Annotated in this window: 22 protein-coding genes and 1 other annotated feature; of the genes, 4 read left to right on the top strand and 18 right to left on the bottom strand. The window is 44.6% G+C overall.

Annotated features, from left to right (window positions below):
- Window positions 1-40 precede the first annotated feature (40 nt).
- The 12 genes from gspS2 to L2W36_RS07925 form a co-directional block, all read right to left on the bottom strand.
- Complete coding sequence (gspS2, locus tag L2W36_RS07980; RefSeq protein WP_107306760.1) at window positions 41-445, bottom strand: GspS/AspS pilotin family protein; 405 nt, start codon at window positions 443-445, stop codon at window positions 41-43.
- Window positions 446-454: 9 nt separating this feature from the next.
- Window positions 455-751, bottom strand: a complete 297-nt coding sequence (locus L2W36_RS07975) for a YciI family protein (protein WP_006071598.1) — start codon at window positions 749-751, stop codon at window positions 455-457.
- Between the two features lie 73 nt (window positions 752-824).
- Window positions 825-1226 (bottom strand): acyl-CoA thioester hydrolase YciA, encoded by a 402-nt coding sequence (gene yciA, locus L2W36_RS07970; RefSeq protein WP_006071599.1) that lies wholly within the window; start codon window positions 1224-1226, stop codon window positions 825-827.
- A gap of 85 nt (window positions 1227-1311) precedes the next feature.
- Window positions 1312-1884, bottom strand: a complete 573-nt coding sequence (locus L2W36_RS07965) for a septation protein A (protein ID WP_236109749.1) — start codon at window positions 1882-1884, stop codon at window positions 1312-1314.
- Between the two features lie 179 nt (window positions 1885-2063).
- Complete coding sequence (locus L2W36_RS07960; protein WP_236109748.1) at window positions 2064-2729, bottom strand: hypothetical protein; 666 nt, start codon at window positions 2727-2729, stop codon at window positions 2064-2066.
- A 129-nt stretch (window positions 2730-2858) separates the two neighbouring features.
- Window positions 2859-4094, bottom strand: a complete 1236-nt coding sequence (locus tag L2W36_RS07955; RefSeq protein ID WP_236109790.1) for a dicarboxylate/amino acid:cation symporter — start codon at window positions 4092-4094, stop codon at window positions 2859-2861.
- A gap of 351 nt (window positions 4095-4445) precedes the next feature.
- Window positions 4446-5264: a tryptophan synthase subunit alpha gene (gene trpA / locus L2W36_RS07950; RefSeq protein ID WP_006073853.1), complete on the bottom strand. Its 819-nt coding sequence runs from the start codon at window positions 5262-5264 to the stop codon at window positions 4446-4448.
- Window positions 5264-6454, bottom strand: coding sequence for a tryptophan synthase subunit beta (gene trpB / locus L2W36_RS07945; RefSeq protein WP_006073854.1), 1191 nt, complete (start codon window positions 6452-6454; stop codon window positions 5264-5266). The genes trpA and trpB overlap by 1 nt, the downstream gene beginning before the upstream one ends.
- Window positions 6455-6500: 46 nt before the next feature.
- Window positions 6501-7865 carry a bifunctional indole-3-glycerol-phosphate synthase TrpC/phosphoribosylanthranilate isomerase TrpF gene (gene trpCF, locus L2W36_RS07940; protein ID WP_236109747.1) on the bottom strand — a complete coding sequence of 455 codons (1365 nt, stop codon included), beginning with the start codon at window positions 7863-7865 and terminating at the stop codon, window positions 6501-6503.
- Between the two features lie 28 nt (window positions 7866-7893).
- The gene (gene trpD / locus L2W36_RS07935) at window positions 7894-8892 is read right to left on the bottom strand and encodes an anthranilate phosphoribosyltransferase (RefSeq protein WP_006073858.1); all 999 of its coding nucleotides are present in this window, start codon (window positions 8890-8892) and stop codon (window positions 7894-7896) included.
- A 39-nt stretch (window positions 8893-8931) separates the two neighbouring features.
- Window positions 8932-9537, bottom strand: coding sequence for an aminodeoxychorismate/anthranilate synthase component II (locus L2W36_RS07930; protein ID WP_236109746.1), 606 nt, complete (start codon window positions 9535-9537; stop codon window positions 8932-8934).
- A gap of 5 nt (window positions 9538-9542) precedes the next feature.
- Window positions 9543-11108 (bottom strand): anthranilate synthase component 1, encoded by a 1566-nt coding sequence (locus L2W36_RS07925; RefSeq protein ID WP_107306758.1) that lies wholly within the window; start codon window positions 11106-11108, stop codon window positions 9543-9545.
- Window positions 11109-11234: 126 nt separating this feature from the next.
- Window positions 11235-11337, bottom strand: a sequence feature (Trp leader region).
- A gap of 135 nt (window positions 11338-11472) precedes the next feature.
- Between L2W36_RS07925 and rnm the strand changes: the two genes are divergently transcribed.
- The 3 genes from rnm to rluB all read left to right on the top strand — a co-directional run bounded on the left by rnm (window position 11473) and on the right by rluB (window position 14130).
- On the top strand, window positions 11473-12366 hold the full coding sequence (rnm, locus tag L2W36_RS07920; protein WP_062460918.1) for an RNase RNM: 894 nt from the start codon (window positions 11473-11475) through the stop codon (window positions 12364-12366).
- Window positions 12367-12437: 71 nt separating this feature from the next.
- Window positions 12438-13058 carry an L-threonylcarbamoyladenylate synthase gene (locus L2W36_RS07915; protein ID WP_062460921.1) on the top strand — a complete coding sequence of 207 codons (621 nt, stop codon included), beginning with the start codon at window positions 12438-12440 and terminating at the stop codon, window positions 13056-13058.
- A gap of 139 nt (window positions 13059-13197) precedes the next feature.
- Window positions 13198-14130 carry a 23S rRNA pseudouridine(2605) synthase RluB gene (gene rluB, locus L2W36_RS07910; RefSeq protein ID WP_236109745.1) on the top strand — a complete coding sequence of 311 codons (933 nt, stop codon included), beginning with the start codon at window positions 13198-13200 and terminating at the stop codon, window positions 14128-14130.
- A gap of 161 nt (window positions 14131-14291) precedes the next feature.
- Here the strand turns inward: rluB and L2W36_RS07905 are convergent, their stop codons facing one another.
- The 6 genes from L2W36_RS07905 to L2W36_RS07880 form a co-directional block, all read right to left on the bottom strand.
- The gene (locus L2W36_RS07905) at window positions 14292-15647 is read right to left on the bottom strand and encodes a patatin-like phospholipase family protein (RefSeq protein ID WP_236109744.1); all 1356 of its coding nucleotides are present in this window, start codon (window positions 15645-15647) and stop codon (window positions 14292-14294) included.
- Window positions 15647-16480 (bottom strand): hypothetical protein, encoded by an 834-nt coding sequence (locus tag L2W36_RS07900; RefSeq protein WP_236109743.1) that lies wholly within the window; start codon window positions 16478-16480, stop codon window positions 15647-15649. Before L2W36_RS07900 ends, L2W36_RS07905 begins: the two co-directional genes overlap by 1 nt.
- Before the next feature lie 54 nt (window positions 16481-16534).
- Complete coding sequence (gene gltS, locus L2W36_RS07895) at window positions 16535-17731, bottom strand: sodium/glutamate symporter (protein WP_236109742.1); 1197 nt, start codon at window positions 17729-17731, stop codon at window positions 16535-16537.
- A gap of 201 nt (window positions 17732-17932) precedes the next feature.
- Window positions 17933-18607, bottom strand: a complete 675-nt coding sequence (locus L2W36_RS07890; protein ID WP_236109741.1) for a hypothetical protein — start codon at window positions 18605-18607, stop codon at window positions 17933-17935.
- Window positions 18608-18925: 318 nt separating this feature from the next.
- A complete protein-coding gene (locus L2W36_RS07885; RefSeq protein WP_236109740.1) occupies window positions 18926-21985 on the bottom strand; it encodes an efflux RND transporter permease subunit in 3060 nt (1019 codons plus the stop codon).
- Window positions 21985-23073 carry an efflux RND transporter periplasmic adaptor subunit gene (locus L2W36_RS07880; RefSeq protein ID WP_236109739.1) on the bottom strand — a complete coding sequence of 363 codons (1089 nt, stop codon included), beginning with the start codon at window positions 23071-23073 and terminating at the stop codon, window positions 21985-21987. Before L2W36_RS07880 ends, L2W36_RS07885 begins: the two co-directional genes overlap by 1 nt.
- A gap of 216 nt (window positions 23074-23289) precedes the next feature.
- Between L2W36_RS07880 and L2W36_RS07875 the strand changes: the two genes are divergently transcribed.
- Entirely contained in the window at window positions 23290-23664 is a 375-nt protein-coding gene (locus tag L2W36_RS07875; RefSeq protein WP_236109738.1) for a hypothetical protein, read from the top strand.
- Window positions 23665-23849: the final 185 nt, after the last annotated feature.

The following is a 23849-nucleotide window of genomic DNA, read 5'->3' as shown; positions in this document are numbered from 1 at the left end:
AAAAAGGCTTGCAGATGCAAGCCTTTTTTGATGATTCGAATTAGTTCGCAGGCGGCTTGTCGCAATAGTCTTTTGTGACAAGCTGGTCTACCATAAGTTGACCGCGCGAGTTGCGAATTTTGATCCGGTAGGCCAAGCCCATATCCAGATTTGCCTTCACTTCACGGTCGGTACAGTAATAGTTCATGCTATTACGCAATACCGTATCAAGCGGTTTAGCGCCTTTAGCATCGGTATTGTAGATCATCATAATCTCAACCGTACCTTTGTTGGCAGAGGCCTTCATGATGGACAACGGGCCCTGTTCGATCGGCAAACCAGAAGACAACACGCTAGCGCGGCTTTGAGCTAGCATTTCTATCTGACGCTGTTGGTCATCGTTGGTGCTAGAACAGCCCGCTAACACGGTCACTGCCGTGATAGCCATCCAAAGAGATTTTTTCATCGTTCGCCTTTAGAATACTTTCTTAAATGGTTTAACGATAACGTTCGCATAAACACCAGCTTCAATGTACGGGTCGGCATCTGCCCATTGTTGCGCTGCCGCTAACGACTCGAACTCAGCAATAACGGTTGAGCCTGTAAACCCAGCATCTCCCGGATTATCACTGTCAATGGCTGGCATTGGGCCTGCGGTGAGCAATCGACCTTCATCTTGGAGTGTTTGAAGTCTTTCCAGATGTTGTGGGCGAACGCTGAGACGTTTTTCTAGCGAGTTCTCAACGTCTTGTGAAAAAATAACGTACCACATATTTGTTTCCTTCAAATAGTCATGTCCTCTTAAGATGTCATTTTTTCACGGAAAAGTCATCGCTAGAACCGCTTTAATTTGGATTAATTGGACGAGGGCGTCCATTTGCATCAATGGCAACGTAATGGAAGGTAGCTTCACATACTTGGTAACGGTCACCGACACCCTCTAGACTTACTGGTTTAACCCATACTTCTAGATTGATAGTCATTGAGGTGTTACCAATTTTGGTGCATTCACCGTAGCAGCAAACCACATCGCCAACTTTTACGGGGTGCTTGAACGTGATTCCTGAAACTGAAACCGTTACGATACGGCCATGAGAGATCTCTTTCGCCAGGATACCGCCGGCTAAGTCCAATTGAGACATAATCCAACCACCAAATATATCGCCATTCGCGTTGGTATTCTCAGGCATAGCCAGAGTGCGAATTATAGGTTGGCCTTTAGGTGTGTTTGATGTTGTATTGGTCATGGTTATAGTCTTCCTGAAACAAGACAGCGACCCGTAGGTCGCTGTTTTCAATTATCTGCGGAGTATACAAAACTTCCGCCTTGAATCAAGATGTATGATCGTGGTTCTCATTTTTGGCAGGTTTGCCTTCTTCATCTTTCGGAATATGTTTGTAGATATACACGCCAGTAAGAATGGTGAAGAGCAGGGTAGCTGCTAATAGGCCGAAGACTTTAAAATTGACCCAAACGTCGAGTGGAAGGGAGTAAGCGACGTAAATGTTCAAACCCGCGCAGAAAGAAAAGAAGCCGACCCACGCATAGTTTACTTTGGCCCAAACCGCGTCAGGTAAGGTGATTTCTTTACCCAGCATACCTTTAATAGCGCTTCGCCCCATCGCATGACTAACCGCTAGACCTATCGCAAATATCACGTAAACAATAGTTACTTTCCATTTTATGAAGTTGTCATCGTGCAAGAATATCGTCATGCCACCAAACACAGCGACCATTAAGAATGTAATGACCTGCATTTTTTCGACTTTCTTATATAGGAAATAGGTGACGACGATTTGAACTGCGGTTGCGACGATTAATGCGCCCGTTGCCACGTAGATATCTTGCATCTTATATAGAACGAAAAAGATAATCAGTGGAATAAAATCAAGTAGTTGCTTCATGTTTATCGCAAACCTTTCAGTGATGATTCACGACAGTGTAACCAAAACTTTGCCAATACAAAACAATTTGAACAAATTGGTGATGAAGATGCTCGGGACCAAGGGAGGTGTGCCAGTGACGAGACGAGTTAGAAAGACCCGAAAAGTCGGGCCTTTGTTAATCTTCTATTCCTAATACACTATTCGGTGATAGGTTTTTTTAAACCAGAGATCGATGCGCACTGAGGGGGATTAAGATCCTGCGGTTTTATTTGCACTCTGGCATCACTGGCTCGGCAGACACCATCGGTGAAATTGCCGCCACGGATGTACTTGTGTATGCCATCAAATCCGTTTTTATAGTAGGAGTCGAGCTTTCCTCTGTAACCGTAGTAAGTACATTTATCGTAGCCCCAGCCATACATATAATCAGCAAGAGCTTGAGCGAAGCTTCGCTGAACATTTACCCAGGAGGCACTGTTACAGTTATAGCATTTGATTTTGCCTGTAAAAGTCTTTGGAAGGCCATTTTCTTTTAGTCGGTCGACGACAAACCTGTGACCTACGACAGTACCCCAGCATTTAGCCATGGTGATATGTTCTTTCCCCGGGAATCCATGTCCACGGATATATATTTGATCATCATTAGAAATATTGACTAGCTCGTTAATGGTAACGCCTTTTTGATACCAGATCTGAATGGCTTCTTTATCTTTGGTCGTAGCAAGATGTTGTATCCAGCGATGGTTTTTGCGATGCATTATGTTGTCAGAGAAATTGCCATCCTCGTCGGTCATTTCACCATACTCCATCCAAGCTCGAGCGTCAGAGGTTGGTGTCGGCATATAAAAGATTATCTTTCCCATGGGTACGTCAAACTCCTTTTGTTTGTAACCATAGATAACCTAGTAGAAAAATCATATTAAAACAGTTTTATATAAAAAAGGGCTATCACTATAAAGTGACAGCCCGTGAAACCGGTTTTTTGGCCTAAGTTACGCTTGCTGTTTTTGTAACTCAGCCTCTTGTGCTTCTTCTTCAACCAGAGCATCAACGATGACCGCACAAGCTGCATCACCAGTGATGTTTAGAGCAGTACGAATCATGTCGAAGATACGGTCTAGAGCGAATAGCAGAGGTAGGCCTTCAATAGGAATGCCTGCCGCCAGTAGTACCGCTACGACAAGGAATGACGGACCAGGAACACCGGCTTGACCAACCGCACCTAATGTCGATGTCACGATGATAGCAATGTATGCACCCATTGAAAGATCGATATTGAATAACTGTGCAAAGAAGATAGCTACCAAACCATAGTAAATTGCGTTACCAGACATATTGATGGTCGCACCAAGTGGCAGTACGAACGACGCTGTCGAGTTCTTAACACCTAACTCTTTTTCTACTGTGTCCATAGTCACAGGCAGTGTTGCCATTGAAGAAGCCGTCGAAAGCGCAACTGCTTGAGGCTTTTTCATTGCACTAATGAACTTCTTCGCTGAGGTCTTTGTAAACACTTGAATCATTAGAGGGTATACAACAAAGCCGAAGATAAGAATGGCTGCGATGTAGACGACGAACAGCTTGAATACCACCATTAGCGCACCAAAACCGAAGGTGCCAACGGCTTCTGCCATTAGGCCGAATACGCCGATAGGAGCGATGATCATCACTTTGTTGATCATCCACACCATAACATCAACAATTGCGTTCACGCCATTAAGAAGAGGGTTGCGACGGGTTTCTTCTAGTTTAGAAAGGCCGATACCAAAGAATAGGCAGAACACCAAGATCTGTAGGATGTTTGCTTCATTTAAGGACTGAAAAACGTTGGTCGGGATCATACCTGTAATGGTTGCCCAGAAAGAAGGTAGGTCGCCCTTAGAAGCGTATTCAGCAGAGAACATGCCCTCGATGCCTACTGTATCGATATTAATACCTGGTTGGAACACTTCACCCATAACAAGCGCTAACGCCACTGCTAGAGCTGAAGTTAAACCAAAATAAGCTAGTGTGGTGACACCAACTTTACCTGCGTTACTACTGTTGCCAAGACCTGCAGCACCTGAAATCAGAGCTACAGCAACCAAAGGAATGACTAACATCTTAATTAAATTAATAAAGATAGTACCCAATGGGGCAAACATAGACGCAGATTCACCCATTACGGCCCCGATTAGGGTACCTAGGATCATTGCAATCACGACTTGGACGCCAATATTGTTTAGCATCAACTTTTCTTTTAACACTTCCTTAACTCCTGTGCTAATAAATTATAAAATCCTAGCATAGTCTTCCAGATGAACGGCAAATGTTAGACTAATGTTCGTTGGAGTTTTTACACTTTATTAGCACTGTTAGCAATAGATAGAAATCAATTAGAGGTGATTTAGATAAGAATATTAGAAGGAATGCTGTTCTATTGACCGATAGCAAACGTTTGCTTTGAATTTGGTTAATAATTACTTACGGATTGAAAGATATTGATAATAGTTGTGAAGGTTGAGATGTAAAAAAAAAGTTGCGCAATTGGCGCAACTTTTTTGTTATGAAAGGGCAAAATAAACTGTCTAAAAAAACGCCTATTTTTGTGTCGCTGCTTTCATCGCTTTAACAAATTCAGCAAGTTTGTTTAGCATTTTTTCTGGCTCTGCCAAGTTGTTTTCGATGATTTTAACGACCGCAGAGCCAGAAATAGCTCCTGCAGCACCAGCAGCCAATGCTTCAGAGACTTGCTTCGGCTCAGAAATACCAAAACCAAGTAATGATGGCGGAGCATCATGTTTAGTGAGTTTATCTAGCTGTGTATTCATAGGCATATTAGCTTTAGTTTCAGTACCAGTTACCCCAGCTCTCGAAAGCAGGTAGGTATAGCCGCCGCCTAGTTTTGCCACTTGCTGAATGGTTTCTTCACTCGCTGTTGGTGGCGCAATAAAGATAGGGTGAATACCGTGCTTATGAGCCGCTTCAACAAACTCTTTGCTTTCGTTAGTTGGAACGTCAGCGATTAGTACTGAGTCGACGCCCACTTCCGCGCATTTCTTATAGAAAGTGTCAACGCCACCTGAATAGACGAGGTTTGCGTACATGAGCAATCCAATTGGAAGCTCAGGGTATTTTGAACGTATTTTTGCCAGCAGCTCAAAACATATAGTGGGTGTGGTTTTTGAGTCCAAAGCACGAATGTTTGCGCCTTGAATAGTAGGACCATCAGCTTGAGGGTCTGAAAACGGCATGCCAAGCTCTAGCGCATCAGCGCCAGACTCAACTAAGGTTTCGATGATTTTTAGAGACAGCTCTGGATTCGGATCTCCCATTGTCACGAAAGGAACGAAAGCGCCTTGATTCTTCTCGCCTAGGCGTTGAAACATTTCTTTGTAGCGATCTTGATTCAGGCTCATTACATAACTCCTTTTTCTTTTAAGATATCGTGAACGGTGAATATATCTTTGTCTCCGCGCCCTGATAGGTTAACAACGAGAAGTTGTTCCTTCTCTGGGTTTTCGCGTGCCATCTTTAACGCGTAAGCCAGTGCGTGTGAAGACTCAAGAGCTGGGATAATACCTTCTCCGCGCGCTAGCTCTTGGAATGATTCGAGCGCTTCGTCGTCAGAAATAGACTCGTATTCTGCTCGACCAATACTATTTAGATAAGCGTGCTGTGGTCCAACGGATGGGAAGTCGAGACCTGCAGATACGGAATAAGACTCTTCTATTTGGCCATGTGGATCTTGCATAAGTGGTGCTTTCATGCCGAAGAAGATACCAGTAGTACCATGCTTTAATGGCGCGCCGTGTTGGTCTGTATCAATCCCTAGTCCAGCAGGCTCTACACCGATTAGGCGAACGCTCTCTTCTTCAATAAAGTCTGCAAACATGCCAATGGCATTTGAGCCTCCGCCGACACAGGCAATAACAGCGTCAGGAAGAACCCCTTCACGTGCTAGGATTTGATTTTTGGTCTCTTCACCAATCATACGTTGGAATTCACGTACAATAGTTGGGAACGGGTGAGGGCCTGCCGCTGTACCTAGTAAGTAGTGCGCATCTTCGTAGCTGGCTGACCAGTCACGTAGAGCTTCATTACAGGCATCTTTTAGTGTTGCTGAACCAGAATGAACAGGAATTACCTCAGCACCCATCAGACGCATGCGGAAAACGTTAGGGCTTTGACGTTCTACGTCTTTTGCTCCCATATATACTCGGCATTTTAGTCCAAGCAACGCACAAGCAAGTGCTGTTGCAACCCCATGCTGACCAGCGCCTGTTTCGGCAATAATTTCGTTTTTACCCATACGTTTGGCAAGCAAAGCTTGGCCAAGTACTTGGTTGGTTTTGTGAGCTCCACCGTGAAGTAAATCTTCACGTTTAAGGTAAAGCTTCGTCTTAGTGCCTTTGGTGAGGTTGCGAGTTAGTGTTAGCGCCGTTGGACGCCCTGCGTATTCTTGCAGTAGGGACATAAACTCTGAACGAAATTCAGGGTCATCCTGAGCGTCGATAAAGGCTTGCTCTAGTTGATCCAGTGCTGGGACAAGGATCTGTGGAACAAATTGTCCACCGTATTCGCCAAAATAGGCATCTAATTTAGACATGGTAAATTCCTTAAGTTGAAACTTGTTACTCGTACTAGAGCAAGTTTTAGTAATCTCGAATTAATGCGAAGGCTTGGTTGAGTTTTTCGGCATCTTTCTTACCCGGTGCGGACTCAACGCCCGAATTGAGATCTAAGCCGATACATCCAAGCTCACTAGCTTGCTTAACATTCTCAGGAGACAGTCCTCCAGCTAGCATAATGTCAGTGGTGTTATTTAATAATTGCCAATCAAAGCTCTTTCCGGTACCGCCTGATTGTTCACCCACCTTGGCATCTAATAAGTGGCGGTCAACATTGATGCTGTTTAGGTCTGGCAGCTCATCGGTGACACCGTGTGCTTTCCACACTTTTATATCTTCATTAAGAAGAGGTTTGAGTGTATCTACGTAGGCTTGGTCTTCGTTACCGTGCAGCTGTACCGCAGACAGTTTCAGTTGATTTGCTGTATCTGCGACAAACTCCGGGTTATGGTTTTGAAATACGCCAACAAACTCAAGTGGAGCGCCACTCATGACCATGCGAGCTGATTCTAAATCGATGTAGCGCGGAGACTTTTCTACGAAAATCAAACCACCTTTTACTGCGCCAGCCTGGTAAGCTTTTGCCGCATCGTCTGCTTGGGTCAGGCCACACACTTTGTTTTCTCCGAACAGCACTTTACGAACGGCAAGTTCTAAGTTGTCTTCTGCCATGAGCGAACTACCGATTAGAAAGCCATTAGCAAACGGACAAAGATCTCGAACTTGCTGGTGGTTATAAATACCAGATTCAGAGATGATGATGGTTCCTTCAGGAAGTTTTGGAGCAAGCTCCTTAGTGCGTTCAAGATTCACCGACAGGTCACGAAGGTTGCGGTTGTTGATACCGACAACTTTCGCCTTAAGCGCAATAGCTCGCTCTAGTTCTTCTTCGTTACTTACTTCGGTGAGAATACCAAGGTCGAGAGACTCTGCAACGGCTGCAAGCTCACGATATTCGTCATCATTGAGTACTGAAAGCATCAAAAGAATAGCGTCAGCATTGTAGTGGCGAGCAAGATAGACCTGATAAGTGTCAATCATAAAGTCTTTACACAGCACTGGCTGTTTAACCTGACGACGAACTTGGGGTAGGAAGTCAAAGTTACCTTGGAAATACTTCTCATCGGTCAAAACAGAGATCGCGCTTGCGTGGTTGTTGTATACCGAGGCTATGTAGTCCAAGTCGAAATTGTCGCGGATTAACCCTTTAGATGGGGACGCTTTTTTGCACTCAAGAATGAAGGCAGCTTTTCCTGTAGACAGCGCTCCATAAAAGCTGCGATCTGATGGCACTAGATCGGCCTTAAAGCTTTCTAGCGGTTGAGACTCTTTACGAGCCGCAACCCAGATTTTTTTGTCTTCGACGATTTTTGCTAATACCGTTTCCATTTTCTTTTCCTATGTTGTCGTCGATGGTTTATCCGCGCTCAGCGAGTTGCTGGACGAGTTGATACGCTTTACCTGAATTCATTGCGTCTATCGCTTGTTGAGCATTGGACTTAAGGTCGTCATGCCCAAATAGTTTCATCAATAATGCAACGTTGACAGCAACAGCGCCAAGTTGAGCGTCAGTCCCTTTTCCGGTCAGCATATTGGTGATGATTGCGCGGTTTTCTTCTGGCTCACCACCTTTGATAGCCTCAAGTGGATGAGCATCTAAGCCGAAATCTTCTGGTGTTAACGTGTACTCGGTAATTTTCCCGTCTTTGATTTCTGCTACTAGCGTTTCGCCATGAATTGCTACTTCGTCTAGACCGCTACCGTGTACTACAGCTGCACGTTTCATCCCCATTTGTAGCATGGTTTCTGCGATAGGACGAACCAGTTTCGCGTCATAAACGCCCATCAATTCGATGTTTGGTCTTGCTGGGTTAATCAGTGGACCCAAAATATTGAAGATAGTACGAGTTTTCATGGTTTGGCGAACCGGCATTGCATGACGAACACCACCGTGATATTGCGGTGCAAATAGGAACGCAACACCAATATCATCAACGGCTTTGCGTGTGTCCTCGGCAGACATCGCTAGGTTGATACCAAAAGAGTCGAGCAGGTCAGAAGAACCAGATTTGCTCGACACACCGCGGTTACCATGCTTCGCTACTTTTAGACCACAAGCTGCGGCAACAAATGCCGCGGTTGTGGAAATGTTGATAGTGTTGGCTCCATCGCCGCCAGTACCCACGATATCTGCGAAGTCATAGTCAGGACGGGGGAAGGGATTAGCATTGGCTAATAGCGCTTTGGCTGCACCTGCGATCTCCTCTGGGGTTTCCCCTTTGATTTTCAGAGCGGTTAACGCGGCAGACATCAAAATAGGGTCAAGTTCCCCTTTAATGATAGTGTCAAACAACTGCTGGCTCTCTTGTTGAGACAGGTCTTGTTGGTCGTAAAGTTTATTAATAATAGTTTCCATGATTACGATTCCTTGAATTTGTTTCAGTTGTTTGAATGATTAAAGCTGTTTCGTTGCCCACGCAATAGCGTTACTTAACAGCGTTGCACCATACGTCGTCATGATCGACTCTGGGTGATACTGAAAACCGCAGACGCGGTCTTGTTCATGCGCTACAGACATAACCAAACCATCGACCTCTGCAGTGATATTTAAGCTGTCAGGCACTGTTGTTGCGACCAAGGAGTGATAACGTGCGATGGCCATTGGTGACGGCAGTCCTTGATAAATGCTGTGGTTATCGTGAGCCATCATCGAGACTTTGCCGTGAATGATTTCTCCAGCACCAGCTACCACACCACCGTAAGCTTCTACGATCGCTTGGTGACCTAGACAAATACCGATCATGGGGACTTTGCCACGCAGTGTTTTGATGAGTTCTGGCATGCACCCGGCATCTGCTGGCGCGCCTGGGCCAGGAGAAAGTACAACCACCGGATTGTCCAATTCAAGCACCGCGTTAGCTATGACGTCTGCGGTAATATGATTACGATAGATTTTTACGTTGTGGCCTAAACTACGGAATTGGTCGACAAGGTTGTAGGTAAATGAATCGAAGTTGTCGACAAACACAATGTTGGCTTTGCTGGAAATAGTAGTAGACATCGTGATTACCCCTTGTGCGCCGTTTTGATTGCAGAAATAACAGCTTGTGCTTTGCCTCGTGTTTCGTCTGCCTCAGACTGCGGGTCGGAATCAAATACAACACCTGCGCCGGCTTGAACCTGAGCAATACCATCCTCCACATAGGCGGAGCGGATTACGATACACGTATCAAGATCACCAGCACCATTCATGTAACCAACTGCTCCACCATAGCTACCACGTGTTTGTCCTTCAAATTGACGAATGAGCTGCATCGCACGAATCTTTGGTGCGCCTGTAAGTGTTCCCATGTTCATACATGCTTGGTAGCCATGAAGGGCATCGAGATCACCACGGAGCTGACCAACAACACGGGACACCAAATGCATGACGTGGCTATAACGGTCGGTTTGAAGCAGATCGGCGACATGCCTAGTACCGGGTTCTGCGATACGCGCAACATCGTTACGAGCTAAGTCGACCAGCATCATGTGCTCAGCGTTCTCTTTCATGTCGCTACGCAGTTCCAGTTCAATGCGGCTGTCGAGATCTTTGTTGATGGAGCCATCGGCGTTTTTACCGCGACGTCGTGTGCCGGCAATAGGGTAGATTTCAATTTGATTGGAGTCAGAACCGTATTTGAGTGCACTTTCTGGTGATGCACCAAAGAGGGTGAATAACTCGTCCTGCATATAGAACATGTATGGACTTGGGTTGCTTTGCTTCAGCTCTTTGTATGCTGCAAGCGGAGAAGGGCATGGCAGAGTGAAACGGCGTGATGGAACGACTTGGAAAATGTCGCCACGAACGACGTACTCTTTTAAATCTCTTACTATCTGGCAGAAATCTTCATCAGAGATACTAACGCTCTCTTCGATACCTTCAACTTTCTTCGCCTCTGGAACAAGTTTTAGGTCATCGCATTGCTGACTGATTTGTAGAATCCTTCCTCGGATACGAGCTAATTCATCTTCATCATGATTGAACAACGTTGTATGCAAGTCGCAGGATTCTTTTTGGTGGTCAACAACAAGTAGGCTCTCTGCAACGTAAAATACGAAGTCTGGACATTGGTTTGATTGTTTAGCATCACCTAGTGGTTCGAAGTTGGCAACGATGTCATAAGCGAAAAGCCCACCCATAAATAATGCATTTTTATCTTGGCCTGTCAGGTCGAAACTGTGTTGTACAAGACGAAGTGCATCAAAAGAAGAGGCTTCACGAAGTCTAGAATCTTCGTCAAGCGTATCATCAGGCATCTCAAACTGAACGACCAACTCACGTTCTTGTAGGGTAAATTCAATGCCTTCAGCAAGATTCTGAGCAATGATATTGAGCAAGTTAACGCCGTTTGTGGTTAGGGCTTCGTAGCGAACTTTGTGACCCTCACAAACAATTCTTACCGCTGAATCAACGATAAGCAGACTTTGGAGATCTTGTTTAGAGTCAATCTCAGCAGACTCAAGCAACAGACTGTCTGTTTTGTTTTCACATAGCGTATGAAACAGTCGAGTCGGATCTTGGGTATAAGGTACTTGCAATGACAGTACTTCCAAACGACCTTGCTTTTTGATGGTAATGGCTTTGTTCACAAAACCTCCTCTAAATTCTTTGAATCTGCTTTTGCAACAATCTTGATACATACTCGCATAATTAAAACGTTTGCCCAACGTTGAATAGGTTCAATTTGTTGCTTAATTAATCAGTTAAATCGAAAAACAAAAAAGCCCACTCGTTTGAGTGGGCTTTAATCAAATTAGGTTTTGATTATGCACGCAAAAAAGCCCACTCGGATTGTGTCCAAGTGCGCCACCAACCTTGTAGAGAATTAACCATACGGTTTAAAGGTTTTTTGATTGTATGAATATCTAGTAACATACGTGCTTAACTCAAATAATGTATCTGCGTACTAGTTAACTAGTTCGCCGTGCGAAAGTCAACCGAAATTGTGAAAAAATGAAGATAGATTTACATAGCCATACCACAGCCTCAGATGGCCGACTATCGGTTGCCGAACTTTTAGACAGAGCAATTGGCTTTGATGTCAAGGTTCTTGCCATTACTGATCATGATACTTTGGATGCGATTCCCGAAGCGCTTGAACTTATTGAGCAAAAATCACTGCCGATTGAGTTGGTTAATGGCATCGAAATCTCGACCGTCTGGCAGAACAAAGACATTCATATTGTGGGGCTGGGTGTGTCACTTGATTCTCCTGAACTGTTAGCGCTTATTGAAGCTCAGCAAGCAAGACGTGTTGAGCGCTCCGAACTCATTGCACATAGGTTAGAAAAGGCTACTCGTGAAGGTGTTCTCGAAGAAGTAAAGCTTATCGCGGGAGATGCTCCAATCACTCGAGCACACTTTGCAAAGTGGTTGGTGGATAATGGCTATGCTAAAACCATGCAACAAGTGTTTAAGAAATATATGACGCGCAATAATACCGGTTATGTGCCGCCCAACTGGTGTTCAATGCAAGAAGCTGTTGCGGCGATTCATAGTGCGGGAGGAGTGGCAGTTCTCGCTCATCCAGGGCGCTACCAATTAACCGCAAAGTGGCTCAAGCGACTGCTCGCTGCATTTTGTGAGGCCAACGGTGATGCAATGGAAGTAGCACAGCCACAACAAAGTCTTCAAGAAAGACGCAACCTTGCCGATTATGCGATACAATACAATCTATTAGCTTCACAAGGGTCGGATTTCCATTACCCGTCACCCTGGATGGAGTTAGGCAGGAATTTATGGCTTCCATCTGGAGTAGAACCAGTATGGGACCAATTATCATTAAAGACAGCAACCTCTCTGGACAACGCTACACTAGATAGTGGGGATGCTGCACGCAGTAGTTAAGAGATCGCTCTTGAAGTCGAACAACATGGAAGGTTGTACCGAGAGCACCCTAAAAGCTTGAAGGAATAACAATGAGTCAATTTTTTTACGTACACCCAGAAAACCCACAAGCACGCTTGATCAATCAGGCTGTTGCCATTGTTCGAAATGGTGGTGTGATTATTTATCCAACCGATTCTGGTTATGCATTGGGGTGTCAGCTTGAGAACAAACAGGCGCTAGAGCGTATCTGTCAAATTCGTCGTCTAGATGACAAACACAACTTCACGTTACTATGTCGAGATTTGTCCGAGCTATCTCTCTATGCTCGAGTAGACAACACAGCTTTCCGTTTGTTGAAGAACAATACTCCTGGCCCTTATACTTTTATTTTTAAAGGGACTAAAGAAGTTCCACGTCGTTTGATGAATCCTAAACGTAAGACAATAGGTATTCGTGTTCCTGACAACCAAATCGCTTTGGATCTGTTAGAAGCTTTAGGCGAGCCTTTAATGTCAACGTCATTGATTTTACCGGGCAACGAAGTAACAGAATCGGATCCAGAAGAGATTCGCGACCAACTGGAACATGCGGTTGACTGTATATTGAATGGTGGTTATTTGGGTGAACAACCAACCACAGTAATCGACTTCAGTGATGATGACGCGAAGGTCCTAAGAACCGGGGCTGGTGACCCAACGCCATTCCAATAATAGGTCAATGTTTTCTTACTAATAAAGGTAAGAAACTTGGTGCGTCTAACAGAATTCTTTGCAATAATGTGCGACCGCGATTTTTAAGGTCGCATTATCTGGTTTCGACGTCTGTGAAGACGACATTATAGGTAGGTAAATGAGCGAAAAATTACAAAAGGTGCTTGCTCGCGCAGGCCATGGTTCACGCCGTGAACTTGAAGCCCTAATTAAATCTGGGCGCGTGAGTGTTAATGGTCAGGTAGCAAGACTGGGTGAACGTCTAGAAGACGAAAATGCGGTTATCCGTATTGATGGTCATACTGTTCCTGCCAAAGCACAAGAAGAAGTGGTTTGTCGAGTGCTGGCCTATTATAAGCCGGAAGGTGAGTTGTGTACTCGTCACGATCCTGAGGGTCGTCGCACAGTATTTGATCGCCTACCTAAGATCCGTGGTTCGCGCTGGATTTCTGTTGGTCGTCTTGATGCCAACACATCAGGTCTACTTCTTTTCACTACTGATGGTGAGCTAGCAAACCGTCTAATGCACCCAAGCCGTCAAGTTGAACGTGAGTACTTGGTACGTGTATTTGGTGAAATTAACGAGAAGAAAGTTCGCAATGTGGTAAACGGCGTAGAACTTGAAGACGGTATGGCTCGTTTCGAAGATGTAGTTTATGCCGGTGGTGAAGGTATGAACCATACTTTCTACGTAGTTATCAACGAAGGTCGTAACCGTGAAGTTCGTCGCCTTTGGGAATCACAAGAAACGACAGTTAGCCGCTTGAAACGTGTTCGCTATGGTGACATCTATCTTGATAAGAAACTGCCACGTGGCGGATGGATGGAGCTGACACTGAAAGAGGTGAACTATCTTCGTGAGCTCGTTGAATTACGTCCTGAAAAAGAAACCATGCTAGACCTTAGCCAGAACACGTCACGTCAACGTGAACGTTCTCGTAGCCAGAAAATTCGTCGTGCGGTACGTCGTCATGAAGAACGTGCTAACGCACCTAAAGGTCGCAGCAACCAGCAACGTCGCAACAAAAAGTCTGCTGGCGAGCAAAGCGCTCGTTCAAAAACAAGACGTTAATTAGGTGTATTGTTTGATATATTATAGAAAAAAGACCTAGGTTTAGGTCTTTTTTTTTGATTTTTCCGTAGTTGAGCGAACAAAGTTTATTTTTAATCTTAATGAGTTAGGTTTGTCTAATGACAAATCTTAAACTATAAATGTGGCAGTCCCCACGGCTGTCAGCTCTTCAGATTCGCCAAGCATTGAACCATTTTCTCATGTAAACCCAGCTCTAGTATATCCCAATCAAACTTCTCAATGTGTTTAACGACTTGATGCGATGCAGAGGGGCCTTTAGCTTCATTTTGTATCTGCCAATAGTCAGGTGGGGTATCTTCCCAGTGCTGATAGTCAAACCCTCTAAGATAGCCGTAGCAATACAGATACTGCATATAGCCCGCGTTAAATGGTTCATCCGTTTGGGCCTCGGGGATTAAATGTGGCAGGTAACTATGGCGAAACTCGCTCTCCGTTTCCTGAGCTTGACGATAGATTTGGGCAATATTGTTGCGTCGTTGATATTTGATCATAGTTTGTATCGAACGTCCCATGATACCCGTGAACGAAGGCGTCGTTTCACTCCACTTCGCACCCAAGCGCGTGTTACTGATAACCCATACGTGACTGTTGATATGCGTCTCTTCTGTGAACTCAAGTCGTTCAATCAGTTCTCGAGTATTATCGACAGCCTCTGAGGCATCAAAATAATCAGGCAGAAAAAATACTTGGGACACTACGCCGCCATCAACATGCATCTCGTCATATTTAACACCATCAATATTTACCGAAAGTAACACTGGGTTAAAGACACCGGGTATGGCCGCTGAAGCAATGATGACATCCTGAAACAGTTCTATGGATTTATCTCCCGGATGTAAGGCGATTTCCCCCATATTCCAGATGACTAAGCGCTGAGCATCTAAGTGAGTTGTTTTAACCAAAAACAATCGTCCTCGCAGATGTTGCTCTCTTACCTTATCTAACACATCTTGATCTATAAATGCTCTCACCATCTGTTCAAACGGCGTGGTATCAATGAGAGATGGGCTGTGAGTGAGAGCCCACAAACCTCTCTTATTGTAGATGTCTTCGTCCGATGTTTGGGTATACAGTTCTCTCAGTGCCGGATCAAAGTCTTGCCCCAAAAATGCATACAAACCGATGATCGCTCCAGTACTAATGCCTGTCACCAAGCGGTATTCTGGTCGCTGTCCACTATCAGATAATCCGTTGAGTAAACCCGCACCATAGGCGCCTTCTGCACCACCACCAGAGATACTCAAATGATCTAGGGATTTGGTTTGATTCCCCATATCATTCAAGATGCTTTTGTCTAGCTGTGTATGGAGCAAATGCGCTCCCTGCTGCCCGATATCATAATTATGAGTTAAGTCCCCCCAAGTACGAATACTGGGATCAAACATCGCCTCATCAGCAACCGCCATATCAGGTGTGAGCGCATTTCTTTGCATACTAGGCGCACAGGCCGTCAGCAATGTGCAGCACCCAGTTAAGAGAAGCAGTCTGAGTTTCATCAAAAACGTCTCCCCAAAGATACAAAGGCGGATTTACGTTGGCCAAACCCAGCTTCTGCCAATATATCCCAATCACGGTTGAGCGAGTATTGAAAGCCCGCCAGTGCATTCCATTTTTGTTCGCTTCGTTGGCTGACCTCAAATCGTGTATCGTCGATTAAAAAGTTCATGTCACCCAAGTCCAGCCCGAGTGCTTTGATATCTCCAGAGAGATGTTGCTGAACATCTTGATACATGGCACCGACAAACACTCTGAGTTCTCGTCCTCCTGTATATTGCCAGCGATGTCCTACTCTCGGCGCAGCAACAAACGTCTTAATACTGCCATCAATAGCATCAATGTCGGTGTAGGTGTAATTCAAATCCAGAAGTGCAAACCAATTATTGATACCACCAACAACCGTAGTCCCGACGCCATAAGTAATACCACTCATATCCAGAGTGAACTTGGCATCTTCTACAGGAATAGGAATACCGATTATGGAGATAGAATCAATGTCTGCGGTACTTTGCGCTTGTGTATACCCCAAAATTCCATACACATTCATAAAAGGCAGTAACCAAACATCGCCACGTAGGGTGACATTAGAGCCTTCAAACTGCGCCTGTTTCGCGTCTATATCAATGATATCACCAACCCCACCAGCCAGATTGATGTTATCGATAGTGACTGGGTTACTTATGTCCATATAAGAGAGCGACAAGCCATAGGGCTTTGGTAGCGTGTAGCCACGCTGCGCCGCTTGCTCTCCCCAAATTGGGAAGATTGAATCCTGAGCCAAGCTGGTTGATGACAGCGTTAAAACTGTCACCAAAACAATGAACGGTTTCATTTTGTTACCTTTCTGATATTTAAATTTAAAACGTGAACGGTCTAACGATGACCGTTACAAAAATTGCAAAAATGTATTTATAATTAGGGCGTTGGCAATGTCGATAAAGAAACCACATACCAAAGGTACGATAATGAAGGCCTTATGAGCCGCACCATATTGTTGTGTTACTGCCGTCATATTAACGATGGCTGTGGCTGTTGAGCCTAATGTGATCCCGCCAAAACCAGAGCTAATAACCGCCGACTCGTAATCTTTCCCCATGAAGCGAAATACGACAAAGAGGGTGAACAAAATCGATGCTGCAACTTGGAACAACATAACAGTACCGATGAACAGCATGGTGCTCTGTAGTTGCCAAAGCTGAAGCCCCATCAGTGCCATGGTTAAGAACATTCCCAGACAGATGTCAGAAATCAGAGTTTGACCTAACTGCGCGTTTTCACTAACTTTCTTTTTAAGAACCAGAAGCTTAAAGTTACCAATTAGAATGCCCGCAACTAGGCAAGCCACGAACATTGGCAGTTGCAACCCCATCTTGCTAAGCCCCATGTCAATAAAGTAACCAAGGATCAAACTGAGGTTCAGCATCAGCCATGCGTAGAGATAACCAAAGTGATCGAGCTTTACGGTTTGGTTATGGCAAATACCGATGTCCAGTTGTGTATCACCTTGTGACTGAAGACGATGTTTTTTGATTAGATAGTTGGCAATCGGGCCACCAATTAAACAGGCAAAGATCAATCCAAGAGTATTGCTTGCGAGTCCAACTTCAGCGGCGCTCTCTAGACCCATCTCATTGAAGCTCGGCGCCCATGCCATCGTGGTACCCACGCCGCCGATAAGTGAAATAGAGCCCGCCATCAGACCCAAGACTGGCTCTAGGCCAAGCATGGTAGCAACGCTCGCTCCAATACCATTCTGGATAGTGATATAGACAACGCTTAATGCAGTAAGAATTAATAATGGCTTACCGCCTTTAAGCAATGTTGAGAAATTTGCGCTCAGACCAATACCAGCAAAGAAATAAAGCAGCAACGCATCACGCATGCCTAAATCAAAACTAATTGTGGTATCAAACAAGGCATAAATGACAGCGACGACAATGGCACATGCGAAGCCACCAATCACTGGCTCAGGTATGCTGTATTTCCTTAGTATTTCGTACTTTTTTGTCATTAACTTACCGACAAAAAGAAGAACAATGGCGAGAGTGAAAGCAAGGAAGCTATCCACTTCAATAATATTCATTTTATTTACCTTGGTGTATTTCTGTGTTTTAAATAAGGGACTAAGAGAACTTAGCTGCCATCACGTAAAAGAATGTTAAATAGAGTGAGAACATGAAAGCAATATGAACATATTTTTTAATGCTGTGACCTTTCATAAATAAATGGCTTGGCTTATTTCTAATAGAAATAATGAGGCCTGAATAATCAGGCCTCATTAAAATTAGAATCCAAATGAGTATTTAATTATTGATAGGTTGTCACCGTGTTCACGCTTATATTCGTAAGCCAAGCTGTGATTGTTCATAAATGTGTAACCTAAGCTCGCTTTTACATCCCAACCTCGTAGGCTCTCATTACCTTGGTTGGTTTTTAGGTCGTTATAACTGTAGCTATATGTTGGTGCTACGCTAGCCCACAGGCCTGACGATGTATTGTAAATTGCGTTCAACGTTAAATCACTGTAATACGCACGGTTTGACATTTCATTATGGGTCATTGATCCTACAGAGAGCTCTGGCAAGAATGAGAATCCAATGTTATTGCCAAACATGTAGTGCACTGATAATTCGGTGGATTTTGCCGTCAAACTCTCATTCTTATAGTTCTTGTCGTGGTCATAAGCCAGTGTCCAGCCTAGACCTGTCTTGCTAATTGCACTAAGAGAAATGTTGTGATTATCGAAGCTATCTTCCGTCGTGTACTTACCCAGCAAAGACCAGTTTCGTGACATTTGAGTATCAAATTGAGCCGCTAGATACGCGCCATCAGAACCATAACCAACAGAAGCACCAGTATAAAGCTCATAAGGGTTAGCAAAATTCACACGCTCTGATGCAATTGCTGAAGCAGACATTACGATAGAAGCGGCAATAATAGTTAATTTAGACTTTTTCATTTGTGTATCTCTTTTAAATAAATATTGAATTTGTGTTTTTTCTGATTCCCTTCAATGAGGATAAGTATACGGATTTCATTTTCTAGAGGAATGAATAAGAGCTATTCATATTTGCACTAAGGGGATGAAAAATGGGTTAATCACCAGTATTTGACTAACCAAAAGTAACAGAGTGTGTATGTGGCTTTCACAATGTGATTATTATGGTCTTAAAAGTGCAATCAAAGAGGAAATAATACCAAGTTTGGTTTAACGCATGAGAAAGCAATATTGAAAATAAAAAAAGCCTGAGTACTTGACTCAGGCTCTCTGCGTAACTTAGTTCGTTTGTGGTTCGGTTGGCTGCTTGATTCTGAAGAACAGCGCATAATTCAGTGGAATCACCAGCAATGTCAACGCCGTAGCGAACAACAAACCAAACATGATCGTGACGGCCATACTCTTGAAGAACGGGTCTACAAGCAGAGGAGCGACACCCAATATCGTCGTAGCAGCGCCAAGAATAACCGGTCTAGCACGGCTCATTGCTGCCGATATAATGGCCTCATAAGGCTGCGTACCAGAGGCTATCTCCTTGTCAGCTTGGTCGACCAAAACTATGGCATTTTTCACCATCATACCTATCAAGCTCAAGAAACCCAGTGTTGCCATAAACTCGAAAGGTGTCTGGAAGGTCACCAGTCCAATTGCCACACCACACACGGCTAAAGGTACCGTACACCAAATAACCAGAGCCTGACGAATACCGTTAAACATAAACACTACGGCCAAAACCATGGCGGTGAATCCGTAAGGTGCAGATATCTTGAGTCCTTCATCTGCTTCTTTCGCATCTTTGTACTCACCGAACCATTCCAGTTCATACCCTACAGGTAATGGCATGTTTTCAATATCTGCACGAACCATTTCCATCGCTTCTGACGTTAGAATACCAGTCGCTGGGTCTGCTTGTGCCATAATAGTTGGCACTCGGTCAATACGGCGCAGCATTGCGTCCTGCCATTCAACGCTTGAGCTTTCAACCAGTTGCTCTACCTGAATAAACTGTCCAATTGCGGCACTATATACTTTGGTATTCTCAATCACACGATCATGGTGACGCTCTGATTCTGGAGAACGAACCACAATCGGAATAAGATCATTGCCTTCACGGTAAACACCCACATTGCGACCTGACAAGGTTTGTTGAATCGCTTGATTTAGCTCTACCGTTGTCAAACCAAAACTCTGCACTTTTTCTGCTGAGTAGACTGGCCTAATGACTGGCACTTGTTGACGCCAATCATCCTGAATCGCTACTAATGCAGGTGACTGCTCCATAATCTCTTTTGCTTGTTCAGCCAGTTGTCTCAGTACTTCACTGTCAGGACCTTTAAAAGCAACCTCGATTTTTTTACCGCCGCCAGGGCCAAGCATAAACTTCCAAGCATTAATTGAAGCATCGGTATAACGTTCATTCAGTTCAATTTGTAGCTCAGCGACTAACGTTTCTATGACTTTGTAGTCATCCACGTCCACCAACATTTGCGCATAGCTCGAGTTTGGTGGTTCCGGGGAGTACGTCAGCATAAAACGAAGCCCGCCCGAACCGATGAAGCTTGTCGTGCCAGTGATATTGGCTTTTTCCCATACGTCTTTTTCAATCTGCGCAACGATCTCATGCGTACGCTCGATGTCTGTTCCCTGTGGCAGACGAATATCAATAGCAAACTGCTCTCTTTGTGACTCTGGCATAAAGCCTGGAGGTACGTGACTGAAAGTGACAACACCAACAGCAAACAGACCAACAACAACGACTAAGCTCTTTTTCTGATTGTTTAATACCGCTTGCAGTACACGCTGATACGCAGCACTGATCTTACTTGGCTTTGATACTTTATTCGCATTAACTTTCAGATAATCGTGGCAAAGCATTGGCGTAACGGTTACCGCAAGCACCCAGCTAAGCATCATCGAGTACAGAATTACCCAGAACAGCGACCCTGCATACTCACCCATGTTCGATGGTGAAAGGCCAATAGCGCTAAATGCACAGATACCAACGATTGTACCGCCGAGCAGTGGCCACTTAGTTTCGTTGACAATATCGGCAACGACTTTATTGCGGTCAGCACCTGGATCTTTCTGTAGACGAGTGAGGACGCCATCCGTTACTACGATTGCGTTATCGACCAGCATACCAAGAGCAATGATCAAAGCACCCAGTGAAATACGCTGCATCGCAATGTCATCAATCAACATGATGATCAGCGTACCTGCCACGGTGAGCACCAGAACAAAACCAATGACGAGACCCGTTCTTACCCCCATAAACAGCAGCAGAACAACAAACACAATAACAACTGCGGCAATCAGGTTATTAATAAATTCAGAAACTGAGTCACGTACTGAATCAGACTGAATCGAAATTTCATGCAGTTCAATCCCGTGAGGACGCTGACTTTCTAGTTCAGCAATACGCGCTTTTACTGCATCGCCCATTTCCACTACGTTGCCACCAGCAACGTTTGATATTCCGAGGCCAACTGCACGTTTGCCGTTGTAACGCATAAGCACTGATGATGGCTCTTCGTAGCCACGAGTGATGCTGGCGACGTCCGACAGCTTCATGATCGTATTGTTATCACCAACGGCAATTTTCAGATTTTTCAGTTGTTCAAATGAGCTGATGCTAGACACTGGAGTGATTGCAACACGCATCGTATTCGTGTTGATAGTGCCCGCGGTAGAAACCATGTTCTGACGCTCTAATACGTTGTAAACCTGGTCGGCAGACACACCAAGCTGCTCAAGGCGGTCACTGGCAATCTCAACAAAAATAACTTCATTTTTTTCTGCTAACGTAGCCGTTTTCGATACACCCGGTACCAAAGCCAGCTCTCGGCGTAACGTATCTACGTAGTCCTGCAACTGCTTATCGCTGTGACCTCGGCCAGTAACAGCATAGAACTGGGCGAACACATCGGCGAAATCATCATTGACGATCGGTGCCCCTGTGCCAGGAGGCAGGGAACGCTCGGCATCACCAATTTTGCGTCTGACTTTATCCCAAACCTGCTGCAACTCCGCTTCGTTATTGGAGAATGCGCGTTTGATCTCAACCGTGACTTCTGACATGCCTTGTTTCGACACAGAAGTGATTTCCTTCACCTCTTGCAGAGACTGTAAAGCCCCCTCAACAACGTCAGTAACCTCATCAGAAACTTCTTGTGCGGTAGCTCCTGGGTATGGGGTGACAATCACGGCTTGGCGAATAACAAACTCTGGGTCTTCAAATCGACCAAGCTTTAAGTAGCTGATGTATCCACCGATAAGAGTCAGCGCGATTAATACCCAAACGCTCGTGCGTTTGGCTATGGTGAAATTTGCGATGTTCATTATTCTGCTACCTCAGTTGCCATTGGTCTAACTTCTTGCCCTTCGGACAAGCCCAAAGTGCCTGCTGTAATAACCTTCTCTCCAGAGTTGAGCTTTGATAGTACTTCCACGCGATCTCCTGCAATGGAGCCCATTTCAATCACTCGACGATGAATAATATTGTTACTATCCACTACCCATACGTACTGATTCCCACGGTTATCCGGCGAAATAGCAGAAAGTGGAACAGTAAGCATGCCGTTTTCTTTTTCGGTTGAAACAGAAAATACTTGTACTGTCATGCCAGGAAGTAAAGCCGCCTGTTGCGTATCTTCAAATTTCAACGTGACACCATACGTTCGCGATGTTGGGTCTGGTTCGGTTTCAAATGTCTTCACAGACAAGTCAAAAGTTTTACCCAGGAACAAAGACGAACTTGCTAGCACTTTTCGAGCACCATTGGACTGCGCCATAATTCGCTCAGGAACCTGAATCATTACTTCTAGTTGGCTCAAGTCATGGATGGAAACAATCGTTTCATTACCTTGAACTTGAGTATAATTGTCCACCATTTTACGGCTAACCATGCCGTCAAATGGCGCTCTCAATGTCATGTCTTCTAGGCGACGTTGAGCATCTTCCAACTTGCTCTCTGATAGCTGATAACGAAGTTTAATTTCATCTAATTGGCTTTTTGAGATCGCTTGTTTACCGTTATATAGCTGCAAAGCGCGTTGGTATTCTGTGTGCGTGTTTGCGAGCTCATTTTTGGCTGCAGTTAACGTGATCTCTGCATCAACAGAATCAAGCTTTGCAATCACTTGTCCCTTAGAAACCTTATCCCCTTGCTGAACCAAAAGTTCATCAAGACGACCAGAGGTACGAAATGAAAGCTCTGCGCGGTTAGAAGACTGAACCACACCATTAAAGTACAAATCTGCTACGGCCTGAGCAGTAACAGTTTCAGTGAAAGCTGGACGAACGACAGGGGCAGTTTGCTCTGCAGCCTGCTCGCTCTTGCATCCGGTGAGTAATACCGAAGCGGAAAGTCCAACTGTCACAAAAAGAGGTTTGGTATTAAAAAGGGCTGACAACATTGGGCGATTCACGGTTCTCTCCAAAAATTCTTTAAAGTGTCGAATAAGATTTAGACATTTTTGTCTGTTGGCTGGCAGTTTAAAGAATTCCCTTCACCACGCTACGTTTAGCAGTTATTCATATTTGCAACTTGGCTTTTTGCAATAATGAATAACTCTTATTCGTTCAATTTGTGGAGGTTACTCAGTAGGCTTACAGTGAAAATTTGACTGTATTACGAGGTAAAAATGAGCAGTAGGCACCCACTACGGCAAACCTACTATCAAGAGTCCATCCATCTCAATGACAGGCCTTATGGCCTATTGGACATTGGGGACGGAGCTTGCAAAGTGATTCTTGTAGCGGGAATAAATGAAGCTGACTACAGCAAAAACGCGAAACTTGGCCGAAGAATTATAATCGATATTTCAAAAGCTTGGGGTCATGGGAGCCAATTGCTAACTAAGCAAGAACTTGAACAATTGGCCGATGATATTCACCTACTATTGGACGTATTCTGGCTAGATTGTGTGATATTTGATACGACACTTGATGGCCTGGATCTGTCTTTTATTGAAAAACGACTTGCGGTTCGTCAGTGTGGCGAAATCTGTGTGAATTGAGTCAAGTAAAGAATGTAGCCGCGCCAAAAAGCTGAGCCTTTATGAGGTTCAGCTTTTATTTTTAGTACATGGCAACTAATAATCAGACTTTCCAGCAAACCTCCTTAACATAAAAACAACAAACACTTCTGCGCTGTGATAGGGTTAAGAATAGCCACTCAGATATAGCAAGGATCGCCTCTGGT

Source organism: Vibrio sp. McD22-P3 (assembly GCF_021568915.1).
GTDB classification, from domain to species: Bacteria; Pseudomonadota; Gammaproteobacteria; order Enterobacterales; family Vibrionaceae; genus Vibrio; species Vibrio mediterranei.
The sequence above is the reverse complement of the archived record's forward strand: the minus strand, read 5'-3'. Positions and strand labels throughout refer to the sequence as shown.

What these genes read in the sequence shown, in the direction of transcription:
- gspS2 (WP_107306760.1), bottom strand. Translation starts at nt 445, where the DNA reads ATGAAAAAATCTCTTTGGATGGCTATCACGGCAGTGACCGTGTTAGCG.
- L2W36_RS07975 (WP_006071598.1), bottom strand. Translation starts at nt 751, where the DNA reads ATGTGGTACGTTATTTTTTCACAAGACGTTGAGAACTCGCTAGAAAAA.
- yciA (WP_006071599.1), bottom strand. Translation starts at nt 1,226, where the DNA reads ATGACCAATACAACATCAAACACACCTAAAGGCCAACCTATAATTCGC.
- L2W36_RS07965 (WP_236109749.1), bottom strand. Translation starts at nt 1,884, where the DNA reads ATGAAGCAACTACTTGATTTTATTCCACTGATTATCTTTTTCGTTCTA.
- L2W36_RS07960 (WP_236109748.1), bottom strand. Translation starts at nt 2,729, where the DNA reads ATGGGAAAGATAATCTTTTATATGCCGACACCAACCTCTGACGCTCGA.
- L2W36_RS07955 (WP_236109790.1), bottom strand. Translation starts at nt 4,094, where the DNA reads ATGCTAAACAATATTGGCGTCCAAGTCGTGATTGCAATGATCCTAGGT.
- trpA (WP_006073853.1), bottom strand. Translation starts at nt 5,264, where the DNA reads ATGAGCCTGAATCAAGATCGCTACAAAGAAATGTTTCAACGCCTAGGC.
- trpB (WP_006073854.1), bottom strand. Translation starts at nt 6,454, where the DNA reads ATGTCTAAATTAGATGCCTATTTTGGCGAATACGGTGGACAATTTGTT.
- trpCF (WP_236109747.1), bottom strand. Translation starts at nt 7,865, where the DNA reads ATGGAAACGGTATTAGCAAAAATCGTCGAAGACAAAAAAATCTGGGTT.
- trpD (WP_006073858.1), bottom strand. Translation starts at nt 8,892, where the DNA reads ATGGAAACTATTATTAATAAACTTTACGACCAACAAGACCTGTCTCAA.
- L2W36_RS07930 (WP_236109746.1), bottom strand. Translation starts at nt 9,537, where the DNA reads ATGTCTACTACTATTTCCAGCAAAGCCAACATTGTGTTTGTCGACAAC.
- rnm (WP_062460918.1), top strand. Translation starts at nt 11,473, where the DNA reads ATGAAGATAGATTTACATAGCCATACCACAGCCTCAGATGGCCGACTA.
- L2W36_RS07915 (WP_062460921.1), top strand. Translation starts at nt 12,438, where the DNA reads ATGAGTCAATTTTTTTACGTACACCCAGAAAACCCACAAGCACGCTTG.
- rluB (WP_236109745.1), top strand. Translation starts at nt 13,198, where the DNA reads ATGAGCGAAAAATTACAAAAGGTGCTTGCTCGCGCAGGCCATGGTTCA.
- L2W36_RS07905 (WP_236109744.1), bottom strand. Translation starts at nt 15,647, where the DNA reads ATGAAACTCAGACTGCTTCTCTTAACTGGGTGCTGCACATTGCTGACG.
- L2W36_RS07900 (WP_236109743.1), bottom strand. Translation starts at nt 16,480, where the DNA reads ATGAAACCGTTCATTGTTTTGGTGACAGTTTTAACGCTGTCATCAACC.
- gltS (WP_236109742.1), bottom strand. Translation starts at nt 17,731, where the DNA reads ATGAATATTATTGAAGTGGATAGCTTCCTTGCTTTCACTCTCGCCATT.
- L2W36_RS07890 (WP_236109741.1), bottom strand. Translation starts at nt 18,607, where the DNA reads ATGAAAAAGTCTAAATTAACTATTATTGCCGCTTCTATCGTAATGTCT.
- L2W36_RS07885 (WP_236109740.1), bottom strand. Translation starts at nt 21,985, where the DNA reads ATGAACATCGCAAATTTCACCATAGCCAAACGCACGAGCGTTTGGGTA.
- L2W36_RS07875 (WP_236109738.1), top strand. Translation starts at nt 23,290, where the DNA reads ATGAGCAGTAGGCACCCACTACGGCAAACCTACTATCAAGAGTCCATC.